This is a genomic window from Phenylobacterium sp. P4_E10 (genome assembly GCF_056401675.1).
Genome location: NZ_JBFUIW010000007.1, coordinates 32,527 through 54,643 on the forward strand (window position 1 = coordinate 32,527; position 22,117 = coordinate 54,643).

The 22,117-nt window shown below is 67.9% G+C and carries 22 protein-coding genes; 13 read left to right on the forward strand and 9 right to left on the reverse strand.

All coding sequences use genetic code 11. From position 1 onward, the window contains the following. Positions 1-68: 68 nt before the first annotated feature. Entirely contained in the window at positions 69-1,814 is a 1,746-nt protein-coding gene (locus AC1DQJ_RS10020; RefSeq protein WP_477602765.1) for a DUF885 domain-containing protein, read from the reverse strand. 164 nt (positions 1,815-1,978) lie between these two features. Here AC1DQJ_RS10020 and AC1DQJ_RS10025 point away from each other — a divergent pair, with 164 nt between their 5' ends. The 6 genes from AC1DQJ_RS10025 (at position 1,979) to ribB (ending at position 10,182) form a co-directional block, all read left to right on the forward strand. Next, complete coding sequence (locus tag AC1DQJ_RS10025) at positions 1,979-3,382, forward strand: amino acid permease (RefSeq protein WP_477602767.1); 1,404 nt, start codon at positions 1,979-1,981, stop codon at positions 3,380-3,382. Between the two features lie 201 nt (positions 3,383-3,583). Continuing rightward, positions 3,584-5,104 carry an MATE family efflux transporter gene (locus tag AC1DQJ_RS10030; protein WP_477602769.1) on the forward strand — a complete coding sequence of 507 codons (1,521 nt, stop codon included), beginning with the start codon at positions 3,584-3,586 and terminating at the stop codon, positions 5,102-5,104. A 190-nt stretch (positions 5,105-5,294) separates the two neighbouring features. Beyond that, positions 5,295-6,623, forward strand: a complete 1,329-nt coding sequence (locus AC1DQJ_RS10035; RefSeq protein ID WP_477602771.1) for an acyl-CoA dehydrogenase family protein — start codon at positions 5,295-5,297, stop codon at positions 6,621-6,623. A gap of 150 nt (positions 6,624-6,773) precedes the next feature. Continuing rightward, complete coding sequence (locus AC1DQJ_RS10040) at positions 6,774-8,492, forward strand: class I adenylate-forming enzyme family protein (RefSeq protein ID WP_477603104.1); 1,719 nt, start codon at positions 6,774-6,776, stop codon at positions 8,490-8,492. Then, a complete protein-coding gene (locus tag AC1DQJ_RS10045; protein ID WP_477602773.1) occupies positions 8,489-9,064 on the forward strand; it encodes an NADPH-dependent FMN reductase in 576 nt (191 codons plus the stop codon). Before AC1DQJ_RS10040 ends, AC1DQJ_RS10045 begins: the two co-directional genes overlap by 4 nt. Next, positions 9,061-10,182, forward strand: a complete 1,122-nt coding sequence (ribB, locus tag AC1DQJ_RS10050; protein ID WP_477602775.1) for a 3,4-dihydroxy-2-butanone-4-phosphate synthase — start codon at positions 9,061-9,063, stop codon at positions 10,180-10,182. The genes AC1DQJ_RS10045 and ribB overlap by 4 nt, the downstream gene beginning before the upstream one ends. On the opposite strand, the gene AC1DQJ_RS10055 is transcribed toward ribB, so the two are convergent. From AC1DQJ_RS10055 to AC1DQJ_RS10065, 3 genes are all read right to left on the reverse strand, one after another. Beyond that, the gene (locus AC1DQJ_RS10055; RefSeq protein ID WP_477602777.1) at positions 10,179-11,480 is read right to left on the reverse strand and encodes a lanthionine synthetase LanC family protein; all 1,302 of its coding nucleotides are present in this window, start codon (positions 11,478-11,480) and stop codon (positions 10,179-10,181) included. The genes ribB and AC1DQJ_RS10055 overlap by 4 nt on opposite strands. A gap of 80 nt (positions 11,481-11,560) precedes the next feature. Beyond that, complete coding sequence (locus tag AC1DQJ_RS10060; RefSeq protein ID WP_477602779.1) at positions 11,561-12,301, reverse strand: TylF/MycF/NovP-related O-methyltransferase; 741 nt, start codon at positions 12,299-12,301, stop codon at positions 11,561-11,563. 109 nt (positions 12,302-12,410) lie between these two features. Further along, positions 12,411-12,764: a hypothetical protein gene (locus AC1DQJ_RS10065; protein WP_477602781.1), complete on the reverse strand. Its 354-nt coding sequence runs from the start codon at positions 12,762-12,764 to the stop codon at positions 12,411-12,413. Positions 12,765-12,993: 229 nt separating this feature from the next. Here AC1DQJ_RS10065 and AC1DQJ_RS10070 point away from each other — a divergent pair, with 229 nt between their 5' ends. Beyond that, positions 12,994-13,662 (forward strand): DUF1013 domain-containing protein, encoded by a 669-nt coding sequence (locus AC1DQJ_RS10070; RefSeq protein ID WP_477602783.1) that lies wholly within the window; start codon positions 12,994-12,996, stop codon positions 13,660-13,662. A gap of 165 nt (positions 13,663-13,827) precedes the next feature. On the opposite strand, the gene AC1DQJ_RS10075 is transcribed toward AC1DQJ_RS10070, so the two are convergent. Next, positions 13,828-14,001 carry a DUF465 domain-containing protein gene (locus AC1DQJ_RS10075; RefSeq protein ID WP_477602785.1) on the reverse strand — a complete coding sequence of 58 codons (174 nt, stop codon included), beginning with the start codon at positions 13,999-14,001 and terminating at the stop codon, positions 13,828-13,830. A 131-nt stretch (positions 14,002-14,132) separates the two neighbouring features. On the opposite strand from AC1DQJ_RS10075, the gene AC1DQJ_RS10080 reads away from it, so the two are divergent. Genes AC1DQJ_RS10080 through AC1DQJ_RS10090 form a run of 3 tightly spaced genes read left to right on the forward strand, consistent with a single transcriptional unit; the run spans position 14,133 to position 15,448 of the window. Further along, complete coding sequence (locus AC1DQJ_RS10080; protein ID WP_477602787.1) at positions 14,133-14,732, forward strand: UbiX family flavin prenyltransferase; 600 nt, start codon at positions 14,133-14,135, stop codon at positions 14,730-14,732. Between the two features lie 3 nt (positions 14,733-14,735). Further along, positions 14,736-15,182 (forward strand): TIGR02444 family protein, encoded by a 447-nt coding sequence (locus AC1DQJ_RS10085; RefSeq protein WP_477602789.1) that lies wholly within the window; start codon positions 14,736-14,738, stop codon positions 15,180-15,182. Positions 15,183-15,229: 47 nt separating this feature from the next. Then, a complete protein-coding gene (locus AC1DQJ_RS10090) occupies positions 15,230-15,448 on the forward strand; it encodes a YdcH family protein (RefSeq protein WP_477602791.1) in 219 nt (72 codons plus the stop codon). A 6-nt stretch (positions 15,449-15,454) separates the two neighbouring features. Here AC1DQJ_RS10090 and AC1DQJ_RS10095 read toward each other — a convergent pair whose 3' ends face one another. Further along, the gene (locus tag AC1DQJ_RS10095) at positions 15,455-15,820 is read right to left on the reverse strand and encodes a VOC family protein (RefSeq protein WP_477602793.1); all 366 of its coding nucleotides are present in this window, start codon (positions 15,818-15,820) and stop codon (positions 15,455-15,457) included. A gap of 84 nt (positions 15,821-15,904) precedes the next feature. Next, positions 15,905-16,624, reverse strand: coding sequence for a GGDEF domain-containing protein (locus tag AC1DQJ_RS10100; RefSeq protein WP_477602795.1), 720 nt, complete (start codon positions 16,622-16,624; stop codon positions 15,905-15,907). A 119-nt stretch (positions 16,625-16,743) separates the two neighbouring features. On the opposite strand from AC1DQJ_RS10100, the gene purE reads away from it, so the two are divergent. Together purE and AC1DQJ_RS10110 are read left to right on the forward strand one after the other, a co-directional pair. Continuing rightward, the gene (purE, locus tag AC1DQJ_RS10105) at positions 16,744-17,235 is read left to right on the forward strand and encodes a 5-(carboxyamino)imidazole ribonucleotide mutase (RefSeq protein ID WP_477602797.1); all 492 of its coding nucleotides are present in this window, start codon (positions 16,744-16,746) and stop codon (positions 17,233-17,235) included. 9 nt (positions 17,236-17,244) lie between these two features. Then, positions 17,245-18,324, forward strand: a complete 1,080-nt coding sequence (locus AC1DQJ_RS10110) for a 5-(carboxyamino)imidazole ribonucleotide synthase (RefSeq protein ID WP_477602799.1) — start codon at positions 17,245-17,247, stop codon at positions 18,322-18,324. A 139-nt stretch (positions 18,325-18,463) separates the two neighbouring features. On the opposite strand, the gene motA is transcribed toward AC1DQJ_RS10110, so the two are convergent. Further along, positions 18,464-19,333, reverse strand: coding sequence for a flagellar motor stator protein MotA (gene motA, locus AC1DQJ_RS10115; protein ID WP_477602801.1), 870 nt, complete (start codon positions 19,331-19,333; stop codon positions 18,464-18,466). A gap of 112 nt (positions 19,334-19,445) precedes the next feature. Here motA and AC1DQJ_RS10120 point away from each other — a divergent pair, with 112 nt between their 5' ends. Then, positions 19,446-20,771 carry an MFS transporter gene (locus AC1DQJ_RS10120; protein WP_477602803.1) on the forward strand — a complete coding sequence of 442 codons (1,326 nt, stop codon included), beginning with the start codon at positions 19,446-19,448 and terminating at the stop codon, positions 20,769-20,771. On the opposite strand, the gene AC1DQJ_RS10125 is transcribed toward AC1DQJ_RS10120, so the two are convergent. Beyond that, positions 20,768-22,051 carry a lytic murein transglycosylase gene (locus tag AC1DQJ_RS10125; RefSeq protein WP_477602805.1) on the reverse strand — a complete coding sequence of 428 codons (1,284 nt, stop codon included), beginning with the start codon at positions 22,049-22,051 and terminating at the stop codon, positions 20,768-20,770. The genes AC1DQJ_RS10120 and AC1DQJ_RS10125 overlap by 4 nt on opposite strands. Positions 22,052-22,117 lie beyond the last annotated feature (66 nt).

Consider the following 22,117-nt stretch of genomic DNA (forward strand, 5'->3'; position numbering starts at 1 on the left):
AGCGGGCCCCCACAATCTCGGCGCGATGCGCTGATCCACCTCCCCCAAGGGGGGAGGAATTTCCGCAGCTACTTCGCCTTCTCGGCCGCGATCCAGGCGTCGATCTTGTGCTCGAGCATGTCCAGCGGCATCGGTCCGTCGAGCAGCATCGCATCGTGGAAGCGGCGGATGTCGAACTTGTCGCCCAGCTCGGCCTTCGCCTTTTCGCGGATGGCCAGGATCCTCATTTCGCCGGTCTTGTAGGCCAGCGCCTGGCCCGGCCAGGAGACATAGCGGGCCAGTTCCACGTCGATGTTCAGCGGGGAGAGGGCGGAGTTCTTGGTGAAGCACTCGCGGGCCTGCTCCATGGTCCAGCCCTTCCAGTGCAGGCCGGTGTCGGCCACCAGGCGGCACGCGCGCCACATCTCGTAGGACAGCCGGCCGAAGCGCTCATAGGCGTTTCGATAGATGCCCATCTCGCCGCCGAGTTTCTCGGAATAGAGACCCCAGCCCTCGGTGAAGGCGCTGACGCCAGCTTCGCGGCGGAAATAGGGGACGTCCTCGGCCTCCTGGCCGAGCGCGATCTGCAGGTGGTGGCCGGGCACGGCTTCGTGGAGGGTCAGGGCCGGCAGTTCGTAGAGCGGGCGCTGGGGCAGGTCCGAGGTGTTGACCATGTAGCCGCCGGCGACGCCGAGCTTCGGGTTGCCGGGGAAATAGCGGCCGGTGGTGTAGGTCTTCTCGATATCGGCCGGCACCGAGCGCACGCCGTAGGTCAGGCGCGGCAGGGTGGCGAACCAGCCGGGCAACTGGTCGTCGATCCGCTTGGCGATTTCGGAGGCCTTTTCCAGCAGGTCCTCGCGGCTGGCGGCGTAGAACTGCGGATCGGTGCGCAGATAGGTCTGGAAGGCTGCGAAGTCGCCCTTGAACCCGGTCTCGGCGATCACCGCCTCCATCTCCTTGCGGATGCGGGCGACCTCGTTCAGGCCGTTCTGATGGATCTGGTCGGGGGTCAGCTTGGTCGTCGTGTGGTCCTGCACCAGCCAGGTGTAGTAGCGCTCGCCATCGGGCAGGGCGCGGGCCGCCAAGACCTTGCGCGCCTTGGGCAGGTACTCGCTTTCCAGGAAGGTCGCGAACTGCGCCTGGGCCGGGCGGACCTTGGTGGTGATGGCGGCCATCGCCTCCTTGCGCAGGGCGTCCTGCTCGGCGGCCGGTATCGAGGCCGGCAGGCGGTTCAGCGGACCCATCAGCGGATCGGACTCGACCGGGGCGGCCGCCTGTTCCCTGGCGCGGGCGATCACCTGTTCGACGGTGGCGCGCGGCTGGGTGAAGCCGGTCTTGGCCCCGCGGCGGGCGTTGGCGATCTCGGTGGCGTAATAGGCGGGGACGGCGTTGATGCGGTCGATCCAGGCGCGGGCGTCGGCGGTGCTGCGCATCGGGACGCCCGAGGCGAGGTAGCCCATCGTCCAGTGGAAGCCGCCGTCGGAGGAGAACGGCATCCGCGCCTCGTCGAACGCCAGGCTCTGCAGCCGGCGATCGACCGTCCAGGCCAGGAACTCGCGGTTGATCTTGCCCTCGGCCGACAGGCTGGCCGGGTCGACGGCGGCGATCTGGCTGGCGAAGGCCTTCAGTGTCTTGGTCCGCGCCGCATCGGCGGCGGGCGAGTCGTCGGGCAGGCGCGAGAGGGCGGCGCGATCGCCCTGATTGCCCGCCTCGATCGGGTCCTGCGCCAGGGCGAATGCCTCATAGTCGGCGACCAGCTTGTTCAGCGCCGCATCGTCGGCGAGGGCGGGCGTAGCGCCCAGGGCAAGGATGAGGGCCAGCGGCGCCAGACGCATGATCAGTCCACCTTCACAATGAGGACGGCCAAGCTGGCGCCCGCACGATCCGGCGCCAAGGGCATTTTCGGCTAACACCGCTCGCCGGACGGCGAAGAATCACCCCACTTCAAGTCGGACGCACGACAAGTCATGATCGCGGCGCATAAGTTCGGGGAACGTCCATGAGTTTCGTCACACGTCGCAAGCCGATCGCTGCGCCGGCGCCGCATGCCGGCCGCCAACTCAAGGCCACGCTCGGCTGGCCGCACCTGATGGCCCTGGGCATCGGCGCGATCATCGGCACCGGCATCTACACCCTGACCGGCGTGGCGGCGGGCCTGGCCGGGCCGGCGGTGATCCTGTCGTTCGCGGTGGCCGGGGCGGTCTGCGCCTGCGCGGCGCTCTGCTATGCGGAGATGGCGACGCTCGTGCCGCAGGCCGGCAGCGCCTACACCTATTCCTACACGACCCTGGGCGAGGCGGCGGCCTGGGTGATCGGTTGGAGCCTGATCCTCGAATACACCCTGGTCTGCAGCGCCGTATCGGTGGGCTGGGCCGGCTATGCCTCGGGCCTCATCCAGCAGGCGGGCTGGCCGATTCCGGCCTCGCTGCTCACCGGGCCGGAGACAGGCGGCATCGTGAACCTGCCGGCGGTGTTCATCGCCCTGGCGGTGACGGGGCTGCTGCTGGTCGGGACCCGCGAGAGCGCGAACGTGAACTTCATCCTGGTCTGCGTGAAGCTGGTGGCCTTGGCGGCCTTCGTGGCGCTCACCTTGCCGAGCTTTAACCCCGCGCACTTCGAGCCCTTCGCGCCCTTCGGCTTCGGCGCCGAGCAGATCGGCGACAGGAAGTTCGGAATGATGGGCGCTGCGGCGATCATCTTCTTCGCCTTCTACGGTTTCGACGCGATCTCGACCGCGGCCGAGGAGGCCAAGAACCCGCGCCGCGACCTGACCATCGGCATCATCGGCTCGATGATCGCCTGCACCCTGATCTACATGATCGTCGCGGCGGTCGCGCTTGGCGCCTCGCCGTTCGACGTCTTCTCAAAGAGCGAAGAGCCGCTGGCCTTCATCCTGCGTGAGCTGAACCGGCCGCTGGCCGCTTCGCTGATCGCGGGGGCGGCGGTGGTCGCCATGCCGACCGTGATCATGGTCTTCATGTTCGGTCAGAGCCGCGTGTTCTTCGCCATGGCCCGCGACGGCCTGCTGCCGCGCCGTCTGGCGCGCGTCGGGCCGCGCGGCGTGCCGAGCGCGGTGACCATCCTGACCGGGATCATCGCCGCGATCATCGCCGGCGCCATGCCGCTGTCGGAGATCGCCTCGCTGGCCAATGCCGGGACCCTGGCGGCGTTCATCGCCACGATCGCCGCGGTGATGATCCTGCGCCGCCGCTCGCCGGAGCTGACGCGGACCTTCAAGGCGCCGCTGATCTGGGTGATCGGCCCGCTAGGCCTGGCCGGCTGCGCCTATCTGTTCACCAGCCTGACCGCCAAGACGATCATCTTCTTCTTCGTCTGGAACGCGATCGGCGTGCTGGTCTACCTGGCTTATGGGCGCACCAAGAGCGCGCTGGCCGAGGCCTAGATCGCGAACTCCACGACTGGGCGCGCCCAAGTGACGCGCCCGGTCGGGAGAAAGCTCGCTTCACGTGCTTGAGGCGGCGGTACGCCCCGCCTACAGTTCGCCCCGCCTGCTTCCCGGGGCGTGAGCAAAGCAGCGTCCTCATTTCAAGGGCGCGGTCGGGTGGCAGGACGGCGCCTATTCATCGGCGCCCTGGGGAGCGAAGTGGATTCAAGACCTAACAAGGGCCCTGGCGCCCCGAGCCGTCCCGGCATGCAGGACCTCACCAGCGGGCCGATCGGCAAGACCCTGATCGTATTCGCCCTGCCGGTGCTGGGCTCGAACATCCTGCAATCGTTGAACGGCTCGGCCAATGCGATCTGGGTGAGCCATGTGCTCGGCGAGGCGGCGCTGACCGCGACCGTCAACGCCAACAACATCTTCTTCCTGATGCTCGGCGCGGTGTTCGGCATCACCATGGCCGCCAACCTGCTGATCTCGCAGTCGGTGGGAGCCAAGGACCTGGCGACGGTCAAGCGGGTGGTCGGCTCGGCCTCCACCTTCTTCCTGGTGCTGTCCTTGGTGGTAGGCGCGGCGGGCTACACCCTGACCCCAGCCATCCTGAAGGTCATGCAGACGCCGCCGGACGCGACGCGGGACGCGATCACCTACCTGCGGGTGATCTTCCTGGCTATGCCGTTCATGTACTTCTTCTCGTTCGTCATGATGGCGCAGCGAGGGGCCGGCGACTCGCGCACGCCGTTCTGGTTCTCGGTGTTCTCCGTCGGGCTGGACGTGATCCTCAACCCGCTGCTGATCACCGGCTACGGACCGTTTCCGCAGCTCGGCATCGCCGGGTCGGCGTTTGCAACCCTGATCAGCCAATCGGTCACCCTGGCGGCGATGATCGTCTATCTGTACCGCACCGACAGCGTGCTGATCCTCAAGCGCGGCGACTGGCGGCTGTTCAAGCCGGAGCTGGCGATCATCCGCACCCTGGTGGTCAAGGGCTTCCCCATGGCCCTGCAGATGCTGGTGATCTCCGGCGCGGCGGTGATCATGATCCGCTTCGTCAACGCCTATGGCTCGGCCACGGCGGCCGGCTACGGCGCGGCGATCCAGCTCTGGACCTATGTCCAGATGCCGGCCATGGCCCTGGGGGCGGCGGTGTCGTCGATGGCCGCCCAGAACGTCGGCGCCGGCCGGATGGACCGGGTGAACGAGGTGGCGCGCAAGGGCGTGCTGATCGCGGCCCTGATGACCGGCGCGCCGGTAGCGCTGATCTACCTGGTCGAGCCCTACGTGCTGATGGCATTCCTGCCGGCCTCGAGCCCCTCGGCGGCGATCGCCATGCACATCAACGCCTACGTGCTGTGGGGCTTCATCCCGTTCGGCATGGCCTTCGTGCTGAACGGCATCATCCGGGCGACCGGCGCGGTCTGGCCGCCGCTGCTGGGGCTGCTGATCTCCATGTGGTTCGTGCGGATTCCGTTCGCGCACTTCCTGGAGCCGACCCTGGGTCCGGACGCCGTGTGGTGGAGCTTCCCGCTCGGCTCGATGGTCTCGCTGGTGCTGGCGGCCGGCTACTACCGCTTCGGCGGCTGGCGAAAGGCGCGGCTGATGCAGGGCATTCCGCGCGGCTCGGCCCCCGACACCGGCATGGGCACGCCTTCCGTGGCCGAGGAGACCGAGGCGGCGGAGGAGGCTGCGCGAGTCGCCGTTCCCGCCAAGGTTCCCGCGGAGTAGGGCGCGGGCTAGAAAAACGCGGCTTCGCCTCAAGGGCGACGTTGCGTCAGGCAAACGGGCGTTTGATAATGGCCTCGAGACCGGAGTCCTAAGGGGCTGTCCGGACGCAGGTTTTCCGGATGGCCGCGCGGCCGTCCATACCGATTGTTTGAAAAACCGCCGCTCCATGCGGCCATATGGGAGACGCTAGATGGCGTGGGATTTCGAAACCGACCCGGAATTTCAGAAGAAGCTCGACTGGATCGAGGACTTCATGCGCGAGGAGGTCGAACCCCTCTCGCACCTCGGTGTTGTCGCCCACGGGTCGTTGGGCCGCGAGAAGCTCATCAAGCCGTTGCAGCAGAAGGTTCGGGACCAGGGCCTGTGGGCCTGCCACCTGGGCCCGGAACTGGGGGGCCAGGGCTTTGGCCAGCTCAAGCTGGGCCTGATGAACGAGAAGCTGGGCCGCAACAGCCTGGCCCCGACGATCTTCGGCTGTCAGGCGCCGGACACCGGCAACGCCGAGATCATCGCCCACTACGGCACCGACAAGCAGAAGGAGCAGTACCTCTGGCCGCTGCTCAACGGCGAGATCCGCTCGGCCTTCTCGATGAGCGAGCCGACCGGCGGATCCGACCCGCTGACCTTCAAGACCCGCGCGGTGCTGGACGGCAATGAGTGGGTGATCAACGGCGAGAAGTGGTTCTCGACCAACGCCCGCTATTCCAAGGTGCTGGTGCTCTATGCGGTGACCGATCCGGACGCCAAGGATCCCTACCGCCGCACCTCGATCTTCCTGGTGCCCACCGACACCCCCGGCGTCGAGATCATCCGCAACGTCGGCGTCGGCAGCGGCGAGATCGGGCAGGGTTCGGAGGGCTATGTCCGCTACAACAACGTCCGGGTGCCCTATGACGCGCTGTTGGGCGAGCGGGGCGCGGCTTTCGTGATCGCCCAGGTTCGCCTGGGCGGCGGCCGGGTCCACCACGCCATGCGCACGGTCGGCGCCTGCAAGCACGCGCTGGACCTGATGTGCCGCCGGGCCGTCTCACGCACCACCCGTGACGGCAAGCTGGCCGACCTGCAGATGGTCCAGGAGCAGATCGCCGACAGCTGGATCGCGGTCGAGCAGTTCCGCCTGCTGGTGCTGCGCACCGCCTGGCTGATCGACAAGCACAAGGACTATAACCTGGTCCGCAAGGACATCGCGGCCATCAAGGTGGCGATGCCCAAGGTCTACAACGACGTCGCCACCAAGGCCGCCCACCTGCACGGCGCGCTCGGCGTCTCCAACGAGATGCCGTTCATGCACATGGTCACCAGCTCGCTGGTCATGGGCATCGCCGACGGGCCGACCGAGGTTCACAAGGTCACGCTCGCCAAGCAGGTGCTGAAGGACTACCGGCCCGACAACGACCTGTTCCCCGGCTACCACATCCCGCGGCTGCGCGAAGCGGCCCAGGAGAAGTACGCCAAGGAGCTGGGCGAACTGAAGGAAGCCTACAAGGCGGCGCGGTCTACGGCCGCAGAAAACGCCTGACGGCTATCCAGCCTGGAGAGCAAGCGACTAGTGTGGGCGGCTCCTTCGCGGGGCCGCCCTCTTTTTTGATTTGAGACTTTGGACTTCGAGGATTTCGTGACCGACGTTCAGACGCAGATTGACGCTCCCGCCGCGCCCGCCTGGCCGGTGATGACCCTGGCGCAGGCCCATGCGGCCCTGACCGCGCCGGGCCAACGGTTCGAGATCGAGGAAAAGCCGATCCGCGGGATCGTCACCCGCACCTGGAAGAACGCGCCGCCGACCCTGCGCGATATCTTCCTGAACGGCCGAACCTTCCAGGACCGCGAGTTCCTCGTCTACGAGAACGACCGCGCCACCTTCGAGAGCTTCTCGCGCGCCACCATCGCCCTGGCCCGGCAGCTCCAGGCCGATGGCGTGAAGAAGGGCGACCGCGTCGCGGTGATCATGCGCAACCTGCCGGAATGGCCGGTGGCGTTCTGGGCCGGGATCCTGGCCGGTGCGATCGTCACCCCACTGAACGCCTGGTGGACTGGGTCGGAGCTGGAATACGGCCTGGCCGATTCCGGGACCAAGGTGGCGATCGTCGACGAGGAGCGGCTCGACCGCATCGTCGAGTCGTTCCCCAACCTGCCGGATCTGGAGAAGGTCTATGTCCCGCGCCTGGGCGGCCCGCCCAGCAACGCCAAGGTCGCGCGCCTGGAGGACGTGATCGGGCCAGTGAACAGCTGGGGCCAGCTGCCCGACCAGCCGCTGCCCGACGTGGCGCTGGAGCCGGAAGACGACGCCACCATCCTCTACACGTCGGGCACGACGGGTAAGCCGAAGGGCGCGCTGGGCACCCACCGCAACATGACTTCGAACATCATGGCCAGCGGCATCGCGGCGACGCGCAACTTCCTGCGCGCCGGCCAGCCGCTGCCGGAGAGCGATCCCCACAAGCTGCCGCAGCGGGTCAATCTGCTGGTGGTGCCGATGTTCCACGCCACCGGGCTCAGCGCCAACCTGTCGCCCAGCCTCAACGCCGGCGGCAAGATCGTGCTGATGCGCCGCTGGGAGGCCGAGCAGGCGATGCAGTTGATCGAGCGCGAGAAGGTCGGCTCGACCGGCGGCGTTCCGACCATCGCCTGGCAGCTGATCGAGCATCCCGCGCGCGACAAGTACGACCTGTCGTCGCTGACCGCCGTCTCCTATGGCGGCGCGCCCTCGGCGCCGGAGCTGGTGCGCAAGATCGTCGAGGTGTTCCCAGCCTCGCAGCCCGGCAACGGTTGGGGCATGACCGAGACGACCGCCACCTTCACCTCGCACCTGGGCAAGGACTACGAGAACCGCCCCGACAGCGCCGGTCCGGCCGCGCCGGTCGGCGAGATGCAGATCCGCGACCCGGCCGACGGCGTCACTATCCTGGCGACCGGGGTGGTCGGCGAGCTCTGGGTCAAGGGCCCGCAAGTGGTGAAGGGCTACTGGAACAAGCCCGAGGCCACCGCCGAGACCTTCGTCGAAGGGTGGCTGCGCACCGGCGACCTGGCGCGGATCGACGAGGAGGGCTTCCTCTTCATCATCGACCGGGCCAAGGACATGCTCATCCGCGGTGGCGAAAACATCTACTGCGTCGAGGTGGAGAATGTGCTGTACGACCACCCGGACGTGATGGACGCCGCTCTCGTCGGCCGGCCGCACAAGACGCTCGGGGAAGAACCGGTCGCCGTCGTTCACCTCAAGCCGGGCGGCAGCGCCACCGAGGATGATCTGCGCGCCCTGGTCCGCGAGCGGCTGGCCGCCTTCAAGGTTCCGGTGGAAGTGCGGTTCTGGCCCGAGACCCTGCCGCGCAACGCCAACGGCAAGATCGTGAAGACGGAACTGAAGAAGCTGTTCGAGGGGCAGGCATGAGTTCGAAGCGGCCGCTGATCGTCGGTATCGGCGGCACTATCCGGCCCGGATCCACCAGCGAGCGCGCGCTTCAAGTGGCCCTGCGCTCGGTCGAGGCCGGCGGCGGGGACACCCGGCTGCTGGGCGGCGAGTTCCTGGCCCGCCTGCCGATCTACAACCCCTCCAACGCCGCCCCGAGCGAGGAGCAGCTGCTGCTCGCCGAGGCGGTGCGCGAAGCCGACGGCCTGATCGTCGCCAGCCCGGGCTATCACGGCTCGATCTCGGGGGTGATCAAGAACGCGCTCGATACCCTGGAGATGCTGCGCACCGACGAGCGGCCCTATCTGACCGACCGCGCGGTGGGCTGCGTCATTACCGCGGACGGCTGGCAGGCGGCCGGAACCACCTTGACCACGCTACGGTCGATCGTACATGCGCTGCGGGGCTGGCCGACACCGTTCGGCGCGGCCCTGAATGCGACGACGGGACTGTTCGACGCCGAGGGCGGCTGCATCGAGGCGAAAGACGCCTGGCAGCTGGCCACGGTCGGGGAGCAGGTCCTCGACTTCGCCAAGATGAAAGCCCGACTATGACCAACGCCGCCGACACGCCTCACGAATCGGCGATCTCGCCCATCGAGGACATCATCGAGGACGCCCGCAACGGCCGTCCCTACATCCTCGTGGACGCCGAGGATCGCGAGAACGAGGGCGATGTCATCATCCCGGCCCAGTTCGCGACGCCGGACCAGATCAACTTCATGGCCAAGCACGCCCGCGGGCTGATCTGCCTGTCGATCAGCGCGGACCGGGCCCGAGCCCTGCGGCTGCCGCCGATGGCGATCGACAACCAGTCGGGCCACGGCACCGCCTTCACCGTCTCGATCGAAGCCCGCGAGGGCGTGACCACCGGCATCTCGGCGCATGACCGCGCCCACACCATCGCCGTGGCGGTCGACCCGACCAAGCGCGCCGACGACATCGTCTCGCCAGGCCACGTCTTCCCGCTGGTGGCCAAGGACGGCGGCGTGCTGGTCCGCGCCGGCCACACCGAGGCCGCCGTCGACATCAGCCGCATGGCCGGCCTCAACCCGGCCGGGGTGATCTGCGAGATCATGAAGGACGACGGGTCAATGGCCCGCCTGCCCGACCTGGTGGCGTTCGCCCAGCTGCACGGCCTGAAGATCGGCACCATCGCCGACCTGATTGCTTATCGCCGCCGCACCGAGCGGCAGGTGGAGCGGGTGCTGGAGACGCCTTTCGACAGCGCCTATGGCGGCCGCTTCCGGATGGTCATCTACCGCAACATCCTCGACAAGACCGAGCATGTGGTCCTGACCAAGGGCAAGATCGATCCGGACAAGGCGACCCTGGTGCGCATGCACCGCGTCGACTTCGCCGCCGACATGCTGGGTCACAAGGAAGCGCGGCGCGATTATGTGCCCAACGCGCTGAAGGCGATCGCCGAGTTCGACGGGGCCGGCGTGGCGGTGTTCATCCGCGACTCCAACCCGGCCTGGCTGTCGGAGCGCTATGGCGCCGAGCCGGGGACCGACCACGGCGCCAACGTCCTGCGTGACTACGGCGTCGGGGCCCAGATCCTGCTGGACCTGGGCGTTCGCGACATGGAGCTGCTCTCCAACTCCTCGACCGTGCTCCCGGGCTCCGGCGGCTACGGTCTGCGCATCGTCGGCCGCCGGCCGCTCGACTAGGCGTCCATCGCCGGCCAGTCCGGCATGGCGAGCTTCACCGGGGCGCCTTCGAGCGTCCCGGCCAGATGCTGCAGGAAGCTGGCGATGCCGGCCGCGCCCTGCATGTAGCCGGTCTGGGCCTGGATGAAGTCGGGCCGGTCGCGATGTTCAGCCTGGCGCCAGCGCCGCTGGCCGTCCTCGGTCTCGCTGGCGTCCAGGATCACCTCGGCGCAGCGCCTGGCCAGGTTCAGATAGGCCGGCTTGCCGGTGCGGCGGGCGAGCAGCAGGGCGAATTCGCCGATCCCGGCCTCGCCGCAGCATTGGCCGTGATTGTTCCAGAGGCCCGCAGACCGCTCCTCCGGCGCGCCGATCCCTTCCATCCCCGCCACCAGGGCGTCCAGGTCGTCGGCCCAGCGCTGTTCGCCGGTCACGGCGTGCAGCTCCAGCAACAGCCGCCCGGTGCCGGCCGGTCCATGACAGGCGCCGAGGTAGAAGATCGGCTTGCGGGTGTCTTCGTTGTGGCAGACCAGGCGGCCCTCGCCGACCGGGTGGCTGCGGCTCATCGCATAGCGTGCGGCTTCCTTGGCCGCGTCCAGATATCGAGCATCCCCCGTGGCCCGATGCAGCTGCAGCAGGGCGTAGCCGACGCCGGCGCCGCCGTGGGCGAAGTTCGGGGCGGTGAACTGGAACGGCATGTCGGCCATCATCCGCCAACGCAGCCCCTCCTGCGTCGGCTCGGCCACTTCCAGCAGCCGCTCGCCGGCGGCCACAGCCAGCGGCAGGGCGCCGGGATAGAGTCCCTCGTGGTCAGCATAGAGCAGGGTCAGGATGACGCCGGCGGAACCCACCGACTGGTCGTAGATCTCGCGGTCGCCGGTGAAGCCGGTGATGTCGGAGAACGGCATGGGCTCGACCCAGCCGACACCCCCGCCCAGTTTCACCGCCTGTTTCTCCATCACCTGCAGGCAGAAGGCCGCACCGTCGCGGAAGCGCTGCTCGCCGGTCGCCTTGGCCAGCTCGCCGAGCACGAAGACGTAGCCGCCCCAGCCGGTCGAGGAGTTGACCGACAGGCTCTCGATAGTCGGCAGCAGGGCCAGGATCTCATCGCCCGCGGCGATCGCCTTCTCCATCAGCGTTGGGTCGCCGGACTGCGCGTGCAGTTCGAGCAGCAGCAGGATGACTCCGCCGGCCCCGTGATAGAGCGTATGGGCCGGCCTCGCCTTGGGATGGTCGTTGCTGCGCCAGACGGCGGTTCCGGGCGCGCGCTGCGCCTCGATGAAGTTGAGCGCCTCGAGAGCCGCTTGGCCGTAACTGGTCATTTCCACCCGTCCTTGGTTTTTTCCCAAGGCTAGCGAGCCGGGGCGGCGGCGACCAGCATGGTTCGGAAGAACGAAGGTCGCTAGAGGCCGGCGCGGAAGACCCAGTGCGGCCAGACCTGCTCGGAGTGCAGGCGGCGCTCCATCACCAGTTGCTCGACCGCCTCGGTCGCGCCGATGCAGGAAGGGGCGTCGGCGTCGTCGTAGACCACGTAGCCGCCGTTCGCCATGAACGGCCAGACCGCGTCCTGGGCGTACTTCACGCCCGAATAGATGTCGCAGTCGATGTGGGCGAGGCCGAAGCTCGGCTTCTTCTGGGCGATGCCTGGGAAGGTGTCCTGGAACAGGCCTTTCACGATCTCCAGGTTCTTCAGCTTCAACTTGTCGCGCCGTTTGGCCAGCGCCTCGTAGGAGGCTTCGGAGAAGTCGCCAGCGCCGTGCAGGTCGCGGCCGGCGTCCGTCACCGGCATGCCGGCATAGGTGTCGCAGGCATAGACCTTGGCCTTCGGATAGAGGGCCTTCATGACGTGGGCCATGAACAGCGCGTTGCCGCCGCGATAAGAGCCGAACTCGATCACGTCGCGCCCGTCCAGCCGCTCGAAGAAGCTGGTCAGAAGCAGGAACAGGTTCATCCGCTTGGCCTCGACCATCAGCGACCAGCCGCCGCTGGCGTCCGCCGCCTCGCGATAGAGCTTGTCCTCGGCGATCTGCTGCATGAGGCCGGCGTGCATGAGGCCCCAGCCGCGCTGGTATCCGTCCCGGGCCGAGCGGCCCCCGGCGACGACGTCGGGCGTACTGATCTGCGGTAGGGCGATGCGAGTCATGCACCCATTGCTAGGGGTGCTCGCGCCGCCGGGCAATCTTGGTTCTGCGAACTCTGCTGGAGCGCGACAGCTTCAAGCGTCCGGTTCAGGTGACTGAACCGGAAGGGGTCTAGGCGGTGCCAGTTTCGCGCAAGGCGCTTGTGCAGCGTTTGGCGCGGGAGGCTCGTTGCAGATCCTCGATCCGCGCCTGCAGCTTCGGGCCGGCGCTCGGCGGCGCCGCGCCCAGGGAGGCCGGAAACAGGAAGGCTTGGGCGCTCTGCTCCTCGTGGGCCGGCCGGCCGCGTTTGGAGACCGAGCTGTAGGCCTGCTCGGCGGCGGCCAGTTCAGCCGCAATCTGGCGGCAGGAGAGTTTGCTGAAGTCGGACCGCTGGGTCTGCACCGCAAACGCGGTCGACTGCGGTTTCGTGGTCGCGCAGGCCGATAGCATCGCCACCGCTGCGATCGGAAGGATCGCGCCTCTCATCCCAGGAGCCCTCCCAAAGGGTCGTTGTTGAGACGACTTTGGCACGTCCGCTGCAAATGTCTCCTGGGAACATCCCGGAGGGGGAGCTTTGCTTGGCCTGCTCTCAGCTTGGCCGCACGGGTGCTTGAGGTTTGTCGTTTTCTTGAGCGCGGAACGGGCTTATATGACGGTCTGCTTGATTGCACCGCCCGGCCGAAAGGCCGGGCGCCGTCATTTTGGAAAGACCGTCATGACCGACATTCTGATGCCGAAGGCGACCGCCGTCTGGCTGGTCGACAACACCTCGCTGACCTTCGATCAGATCGCCGACTTTTGCGGCCTGCACCCGCTGGAAGTAAAGGGCATCGCCGACGGCGAAGTGGCGCGCGACATCCGCGGCGCCGACCCGATCGCCAATGGCCAGCTTTCCCGCGAGGAACTGGACAAGGCGCAGGCCAGCGACAAGTACCGCATGAAGGCTCAGAAGAGCCGTCACGCCGAGCTGTTGAAGCCGGTCAAGAAGGCCCCGCGCTACACCCCGGTGTCGCGCCGCCAGGACCGTCCGGACGCCATCGCCTGGTTCATCCGCAACCACCCGGAAGTGGCCGACAGCCAGATCGCCCGCCTGCTGGGCACCACCAAGGCCACCATCGACCAGGTGCGTAACCGCAGCCACTGGAACTCGACCAACATCAAGCCTGTCGATCCGGTGACCCTCGGTCTGGCCAGCCAGCTGGAGCTGGACGCCGTGGTGCGCAAGGCGGCCGACAAGAAGGCCAAGGACGACGCCAAGCGCGGCATCGTCGACGGCCCGACCTTGGAGCCGGCTTCCGAAACGGGTGTAGTCGCGGCTTCCGCTGACGAGCCGCACGAGGCCGATGCGCCGCACTTCGACGACGAAGACGGCGACGAAGACTAGGAACGGAAAAGGGGTGGCTCGCCACCCCTTTTTCATGTCGCGTGAGCTGCTTGGGTGGTCACGCGCAGCCGACCCTGCCGGTCACTTCCGGGGACCCATGGAGGTGACCGATCAGGGCCGTCTGGCGTCCGCGCCCCGCCCTGCCGGACGTGGAGGAGGCCGCTCCTAGTGCGCTTGCGCGCCCAAGGCTTCGATCTCCTCCTTGAGCTTCAGCTTCTTGCGCTTCAGCTCCTTCAACTTGATGGCGTCTGCGGCTGGCCTGTTCGTTTCCTCTTCGATCATCCGGTCCAGGGATTGGTGTCGGACGCCGAGTTCACGGATACGGGCTTCCACGGCCATGACGTGTCGTCTCCTTGTCGAACTATGGTGATCAGAGTGAACACCCGCTGTTCAGCCCTGTCAGATCACATATGTTTGCGGTCGGTGGCGGCCGGCCGAGCCCTTGAAAGCGGCGGTGGAGATACAACGGCATGAGCAAAGCTGAGCGGCCGCGACTGGTGGTCGGGGTCTCCGGCGCGAGCGGCGTGGTGTACGGTTTGCGCGTGCTCGAGGCGTGCCGCGACCTGGGCGTCGAGAGCCACCTGATCTTCTCCAAGGCGGCCGCCCTGACCCTGGCGCAGGAGACCAGTCTCACCCTGCCGGACGTCCACGCCCGGGCCGATGTCGCCCATCGCGTCGGCGATGTCGGCGCTTCGGTGGCGTCGGGCTCTTATCCGACCCTGGGCATGATCATCGCGCCCTGTTCGGTGCGGACCATGAGCGAGATCGCCACCGGCGTGACCTCGTCGCTGCTGACCCGCGCGGCCGACGTCACCCTGAAGGAACGCCGCCCGCTGGTGTTGATGGTGCGCGAGACGCCGCTGCACCTGGGTCACCTGCGCACCATGGTGCGGCTGGCGGAGATGGGGGCGGTGATCGCCCCGCCGCTGCCGGCCTTCTACGCCAAGCCCGCCACCATCGAGGAGATGGTCGACCAGTCCGTCGGGCGGGCGCTGGATCTGTTCGGCTTGGACTGGAAGCCGGTAAAGCGCTGGGGCCAGGATCTGGGTCCGCTGACGGGGGAGGGCTGAGTATTGTCGCTGTGGGATTGGACGCTTGAGGCCTATTCGCAGGCTGGGGCGGCGGACGCTTGCCTCGCCCTGCAGGACGAGCACCAGCAGAACACCTCGTTCCTGCTGTGGGCGGTGTGGGCCGAAGGGCCTGACCAGGCGACCCTGGACGCCGCTGCGGCCGCCGGCCGGCGCTGGGACGACGAAGTGCTCAAGCCGATCCGCGCCGTGCGCCGCACCCTGAAGGCGCCCTTCCCACAGGTGGGCGAAGGCGCGCGCGAGGGGCTGCGCGAGGACGTGAAGGCCGCGGAGCTGCGGGCCGAGCGGGTGCTGATGGAGACCTTCGAGGCTATGACAGGGCGCCATCGCGGCGGCCGTCCGGCGTTGGAGGCTCTGCGGGCGGCCTCGCGCGCCTGGGGAAAACCCGCTCCCGACGACGCCCTGGCTCGCTTGGCGAGCGCGCTGAGCTAGGCCGCCAAGCGGCGCCGTGGCATAAGGGCCCGTGACGTGGGGCGCGTATGAACGACGACGACAGTAACGATCCGGAGGCAAGGCTCGACGCCCGCCTCCACACCCTGGTGCAGGAGCATGCCGACCTTGGCGTGGCGGTCGAGGCGATCGCCCAGGCGCCAGTGCCCGACATGATGGTCCTCGCCCGCCTGAAGCGGAAGAAGCTGGCCCTGAAGGACGAGATCGAGCGCCTGAAGGATCAGCAGACGCCCGACATCATCGCCTGAGGGACCTCAGTCCATCTTGAAGGCGCAGAACTTGTTGCCGTCGAGGTCGCGGAAGTAGGCGCTGTAGAAATTGGGCATCCGTTCGCCGGGAGGACCGTCGCAGGTGCCACCAGCGGCCAGCGCGGCGGCGTGGATTTGTTCGGCCGTTTCACGGGTCGGGCAGGCCAGGGCGACCATTGCGCCGTTGCCGGCGGAGGCGGTCGCCTTGTCGTAGGGCTCGCAGACCGCAAGCGCGCCGCCGTCCAGACCTCCATAGAATTGCATGCGGGGGGCCGCCAACGAGCGCTTGGCGCCGAGTGGCGCCAAGACTGCGTCGAAGAAGGTCTTGGCCTTTTCAATGTCGTTTGAGCCGACGGTGGCGTAGCCGATCATAGTGTTCCCCTTTGGTCGTTCGGAGCGGCGAACCTATCCAAACGGTGCGCGCGTCAGCTAAGGGGAATCGGCGAAACTGGACTTTCAGTCGACGCGCCGCTGCCGCTTGCGCGCGAACATCGCCGCATCGGCTTCGGCGACGATCGCCTCGGCGTCGAGCTCCGTCGAAATTTCGCGAACGCCAAAGGAAATGTGCAGCGGGGCGGTCCATTCGCCAAAGCGGATCGGCGTGGCTTCGATCGCCTGGGAAAGAGAGCGGGCCTTGTTCTCGGCGGTCGCCTGGTCGGCCTGGACGAGAATGACCGCGAACTCGTCGCCGCCCATGCGGCCGACCACGTCGCTTTCACGCACATGAGCGATGAGACGATCGGCGACGGCGCAGAGGCAGGCGTCGCCCGCCGCGTGTCCATAGCGGTCATTCACCGCCTTGAAGCCGTCGAGATCGAAATAGACCAGGCTGGCCGGCGATCCGTAGCGCTGGGCGAAAGTGCGGATGCGGCCAAGCTCACGCACAAAGGCGCGGCGATTGAGCAGAGGGGTCAGGGCGTCACGGTCGGCCAGGCCCTCGACCTCGGTCAGCTTGGACTTCAGACGACCGACCTCGCCGCGAAGTTCGTCGATCTCGCTGAGCAGGGTGGTCAGGGCGCCCTGGACCGCTGGGGTGAGGTCGGCCTCGCCCAGACCGAGGAACGCGGTCTTGTCCGTCGTCGGCGCCGATTGGGCGCTCGCCTGCGCGCCGGCGTGCACCAACGCGCGCTTGCGGATCGCTGAGAAGGGTTCGGTTCGCGCGCCGCTGATCTTCATAAGCCCCATCCGTCTTGAATCGGCGGAAAGTTCACTTCGCGAATCCTGAACGTCCTTGGTTGCGGGCGCAAGGGCGGCGCCTATACTCCCCGCCTTTCCGGCGAAGGGGCATTTCGGGAATGAGCGCACGACAAGCGCAGGTCGCCATCATCATGGGCAGCCGGTCTGACTGGCCGACGATGAAGGCTGCGGCCGATGCCCTCGACGCCCTCGGCGTCCCTTATGAGGCAAAGGTTGTCTCGGCTCATCGCACCCCCGATCGGATGTACGAATTCGCCAAGGGCGCGAAGGCTGCGGGCTTCAAAGTGATCATCGCCGGAGCCGGCGGTGCGGCCCATTTGCCAGGCATGACGGCCTCCCTGACCGAGCTACCCGTATTGGGCGTACCGGTTGAGTCGAAGAGTCTGAAGGGCATGGATTCGCTGTTGTCCATCGTCCAGATGCCCGGCGGCGTCCCTGTGGCGACCCTGGCGATCGGCGAGCCGGGCGCCAAGAACGCCGGCCTTCTTGCCGCCCAGATCCTGGCGCTCTCCGATGACGCGCTGGCTGATCGCCTGGCCCAATTCCGCGCCCGCAATACCGCCGGCGTGGCCGAAACCGTCGAAGACTGAGACGCAGCCATGACAGCCCTCCCCCTGCCCCCCGGCTCGACGATCGGGATTCTCGGCGGAGGGCAGCTTGGCCGAATGCTGGCGTTGGCCGCCGGCCGGCTGGGCTTCGACGTGGCCATCCTCGACCCTGAGCCCAACGGTCCGGCCAGCCGGGTGTCGGCCCACACAATTGTCGGCGCCTATGACGACCCGGCCGCCCTGGCGCGGCTGGCCGAGTTGGCCGATGTCGTCACCTTCGAGTTCGAGAATGTTCCGGCCGGAGCGGTCGAGCACTTGACGTCGCTGGGCATGCCGGTGGCGCCCGGCGCCCGGGCCCTGGCCGTCGCCCAGGATCGGGCCGAGGAGAAGACTTTCCTGAACGGCGCAGGCGCGCCGACCGTGGCCTTCGCCGCCGCCGACAGCGCCGAGGCCGCCCGCGAGGCGGTCGCCGCCCTGGGCGCGCCGGCCCTGATGAAGACCCGCCGCGAGGGCTATGACGGCAAGGGCCAGCGCTGGGTCGAGCACGCCGCCGACGGCGCCGATGCATTCAAGGCGCTCGGCGACAAGCCGGTGATCCTGGAAGCGCCGGCCGACTTCGTGCGCGAACTGTCAGTCATCGCCGCCCGCGGCCGTGACGGCGAGATCGCCGTCTATCCGATGGCCGAGAACCACCACGAGAAGGGCGTGCTGCGTCGGTCCTTCGCGCCGGCCGAGGTCAGCGTCGAGACTGCCGGCCAGGCCGAACGCATCGCCGCTCAGATCCTCTCATCGCTCGACTATGTGGGCGTGATCGGGATCGAGCTGTTCGAGCTCAAGGGTGGCAAGCTGCTGGTCAACGAGATCGCCCCGCGGGTGCACAACACCGGCCATTGGACCATGGACGGCTGCGAAGTCGACCAGTTCGAGCAGCATATCCGCGCGGTCGCCGGCTGGCCGCTGGGTCCGACCCACGCCCATGCCCGCGTGGAAATGCTGAACCTGCTGGGTCCCGAGGCCGACGCCTGGGCCAAGTTGGCCGGCGAGCCGGAGACGCGGGTGCATCTCTACGGCAAGCGCGACGCCAAGCCCGGCCGCAAGATGGGCCACGTGAACAGGCTGCGGCCTTTGTAGGAAAAGCGTTCCTCCCCTCTTGGGGGAGGTTGATCGGCGCGACGCGCCGAGACGGAGGGGGCCGCCCTTGGGCGGCAGAAGTCCCCCTCAGTCAGCCATTCGCTGACAGCTCCCCCAGCGGGGGAGCATCTCGGAGATGCTATGCCTCGGCCGGGATCGCGGAGAGCGCTTCTTCCAGTTCCAGGAAGCTCGGCTGCGCGCCCGAGGGCACGCTGCCGCGGCCGATTTCCACCGAGATCTGCGCGGCGTTGCCGTGCAGGTGGGCGACCAGCACCGACTGGATGATCTTGTAGAAGGAGCCTTCCTCCTCGGTGATCTCCTTGAGGCGCGTGGCGATCGGGCCGACCAGGCCGTAGGCCAGGAACACGCCGAGGAAGGTGCCGACCAGCGCGCCGCCGATCATGCCGCCCAGGACTTCCGGCGGCTCGGTGATCGAGCCCATGGTCTTGATGACCCCGAGCACGGCGGCGACGATGCCCAGGGCGGGCAGGGCGTCGGCCAGGTTCTGCAGGGCGCCGGCCGGGGCCAGCGCCTCGTGGTGGTGCTTCTCCAGCTGCGTTTCCATGGCGTCCTCGACCTGGTGCGGGTCTTCGAGGTTCATGGTCATCATCCGCAGGGTGTCGCAGATGAAGTCGATGGCGAAGTGATCCTTCATGATCCTCGGGAAGCGCGAGAAGATCGTGCTCTCCTTCGGATTTTCGATGTGGCTCTCCAGGGCGATGACGCCCTTGGACTTCATGGTCTTGGTCAGCAGGAACAGCAGCGACAACAGGTCGCGGTAGTCGCTGGCCTTCCATTTGGGGCCGGCGAACACCTTGCCGAAGCCGCCGAGCGCACCCTTGATCACCGGGACCGAGTTGGAAATCAGGAAGGCGGCGACGCCCGCGCCGCCGATCGCCATCATCTCGTGGGGCAGGGCGTGCATGATCACGCCCATGTTGCCGCCGGAGATTATGTAGCTGCCGAACACCAGCGCGAAGAGCAGCACAATGCCGATGATCTGAAACATTGGAAAAGGCGGTCCCCGCGACGTTCAGGCCTTAGCATCACCATTAATGCTTAATGCTGCGTGAGCATTTCCGGGTTTGCGTAAGGGTTCGGCGCGGCTTAACAGCGATTTCATGCCCAAGATCGCATCGGCGCCGGAAGGCCTGCCCAAGAAGACGTTCGCTATCATCTTCGGCGTGTCGCTGGTGACCGCCATGGGGAACACCGGGATGATCTCGGTGCTCCCGGCGATCGGGCGTTCGATCGGCATTCCCGATCCGATGGTGGCGGCGATCTTCTCGCTCTCGGCGCTGCTCTGGGCGTTCTCCTCGCCCTGGTGGGCGCGGGCCTCCGACCGCCACGGCCGCAAGCCGCTGATGCTGATCGGGCTCTCCGGCTTCATGTTCTCGATGATCGCCTGCGCCCTGGTGGTGCTGGCCGGGCTGCACAAGCTGGCGGCGCCGATGGTGATCTTCGTCTGCTTCCTGTTCGCCCGAGCGCTGTTCGGTCTCTTCGGCGCAGCGTCCAATCCGGCGACCCAGGCCTATGTGGCCGAGCACACCGCGCCCGAGAACCGCACCCAGTCGATGTCGAGCCTGGCCGGCGCGTTCGGCCTCGGCACCGTCATTGGCCCCTTCATCGCGCCGCTGTTCGTGCTGCCGCTGATCGGGCTCTCGGGGCCGATGTTCGGCTTTGCGCTGCTGGCGGGCGCCATGCTGTTCGTGGTCTGGCGGTTTCTGCCGGAGAGCAAGCACATGCCGGTCGCGCCGGTGAAGGCCGAGATCGCCAAGGACGCCAAAGGCGGGGACGCCACCAAGGAAAAGCCGATGTGGCGCGATCCGCGGGTCACGCCCTTCCTGATCTACGGGTTCATCGTCGCGGTCTGCCAGACGGCCCAGGGCCAGACCCTCGGCTTCCTGATCATCGACAAGCTGGAACTCAGCCCGCTCAAGGCGCAGGGCTTCATCGCCATCGCCATGATGTTCGGCGCCATGGCCGGGCTGCTCGCCCAGTGGGGCATCATCCGCATGTTCGAGATGACGCCGCGCCAGCTGCTGCGCTGGGGCGTGGCGGTGGCCGCGCTCGGTAACGTCATCGTCGCCTTCCAGCCGACCTACGGGGCGGTGGTGGCCGGCTACGCCATCTCAAGCCTCGGCTTTGGCCTGGCGCGGCCGGGCTTCACGGCCGGCTCGTCCCTGGCTGTCGGCATGCATGAGCAGGCTCGCGTCGCGGGCGCCATCGCCGCGGTCAACGGCGTCAACGTCGTGCTGGCGCCGTTCTTCGTCTGGCTCTACGAGCGGATCGCTCCGGCGCCGTTCATTCTCTGCGGCGTGCTGATGGTGCTGATGCTGATCTACGCCTTCCGCAATCCGCAGCTGCGCAACGCCCACCCGCAGCCGGCCACCCGCGCCGACGCGGCCATGGCCACCCTGGAAAAGAGCGACGAAGGCGGCGTCTAGCCGGTCGGAAGCGCGCCGGCCTCGACGTTCAGCCGCCGCACCATCTCCATTGAGAGATAGCCGTCCGCAGTCAGCCCGCGGGCTTTCTGCCAGGCGCGCAGGGCGGTGCGGGTGTTGACCCCGATCACCCCGTCCGGCGCGCCAGGATTGAAGCCGAGCTTGGCCAGGGCGGTCTGGGCGGCGATGCGGTCGCCGATCGCCAGCGGCGTCTCCACCGGCCACGGCTTCACCAGCGGCTCTCCCCCGGCGAACCGGTCGGCCAGCAGCCCGATGCCCAGGGCGTAGGCCGTGGAGTTGTTGTAGGTGCGGATCGCGAAGTGGTTGGGCAGCAGCAGGAACAGCGGACCGCTGGCGCCCGACGGGGCGACCAGCATGGCCTTGGCGGCCTGGTCAGCGGCGCTCCAGGGGCGGCCGTCCGCAGGCTTCACCCCCATCTGCTCCCACCAGCCCGGCGTCTCGCGCGGGCCTTCGGTGAGGCTGTAGTCAAAGTCAGCGGGCACGGTGACTTCCCGGGCCCAGCCCTCGCCGCGCCGCCAGCCGCCCTTGGCCAGCAGGTTGGCGGCCGAGGCCAGGGCGTCGTTGGGCGAGCCCCAGATGTCGCGCCGCCCGTCGCCGTCGGCGTCGACCGAGGTGGCGAGATAGTTCGAGGGCAGGAACTGGGTCTGGCCCATGGCCCCGGCCCAGGAGCCCTTCAACTGGCTGCGGCTGTCCTCGCCCGATTGGATGATGCGCAGGGCGGCCATCAATTCGCCCTCGGCCCAGGCGCGGCGGCGGCCGTGATAGGCCAGGCTCGCCATCGAGCGGACCACGTCGAAGTCGCCCTGCACGGCGCCGAACGCGCTCTCCATGGCCCAGACGGCGATCAGGATCTCGCGCGGGACGCCGAAGCGCTGCTCGATCGCCGGCCAGTAGGGAAGTTCGTCTCTATAGCGGCGGCCGCGGGCGATGCGGTCGTCGCTGACCGTGCCCCTGATGTAGTCGCCGACCGGCTTTGAGAACTCCGGCTGAGCGGAATCCAGGCTGATCACCCGCGGGTTGGGCGTCAGGCCGGCCAACTCGCGGTCCACCAGCTCTCCGGGCAGGCCGGCGGCCACCGCCCGGCCGCGAAACTCGGCCTTCCAGGCGTCGAAACCGGCGTCGGCCGAAGGCGCGGCGGGCGGTGTCTGGGGCGGGGGCGCAGGCGGCGGTTGGACAGGCGGGTGGCCTGTCACGCTCGGCGGCGGCGGGGCGGGACCGGCGCAGCCGGCAAGAAGCAAGACAAGAAAGATACGGCGGTCCATATGGACCAACCTAGCCGTGCCCCGCCGAGCCCTCAATCACAAGGCCGCGAGGCCTGTCATCCATAC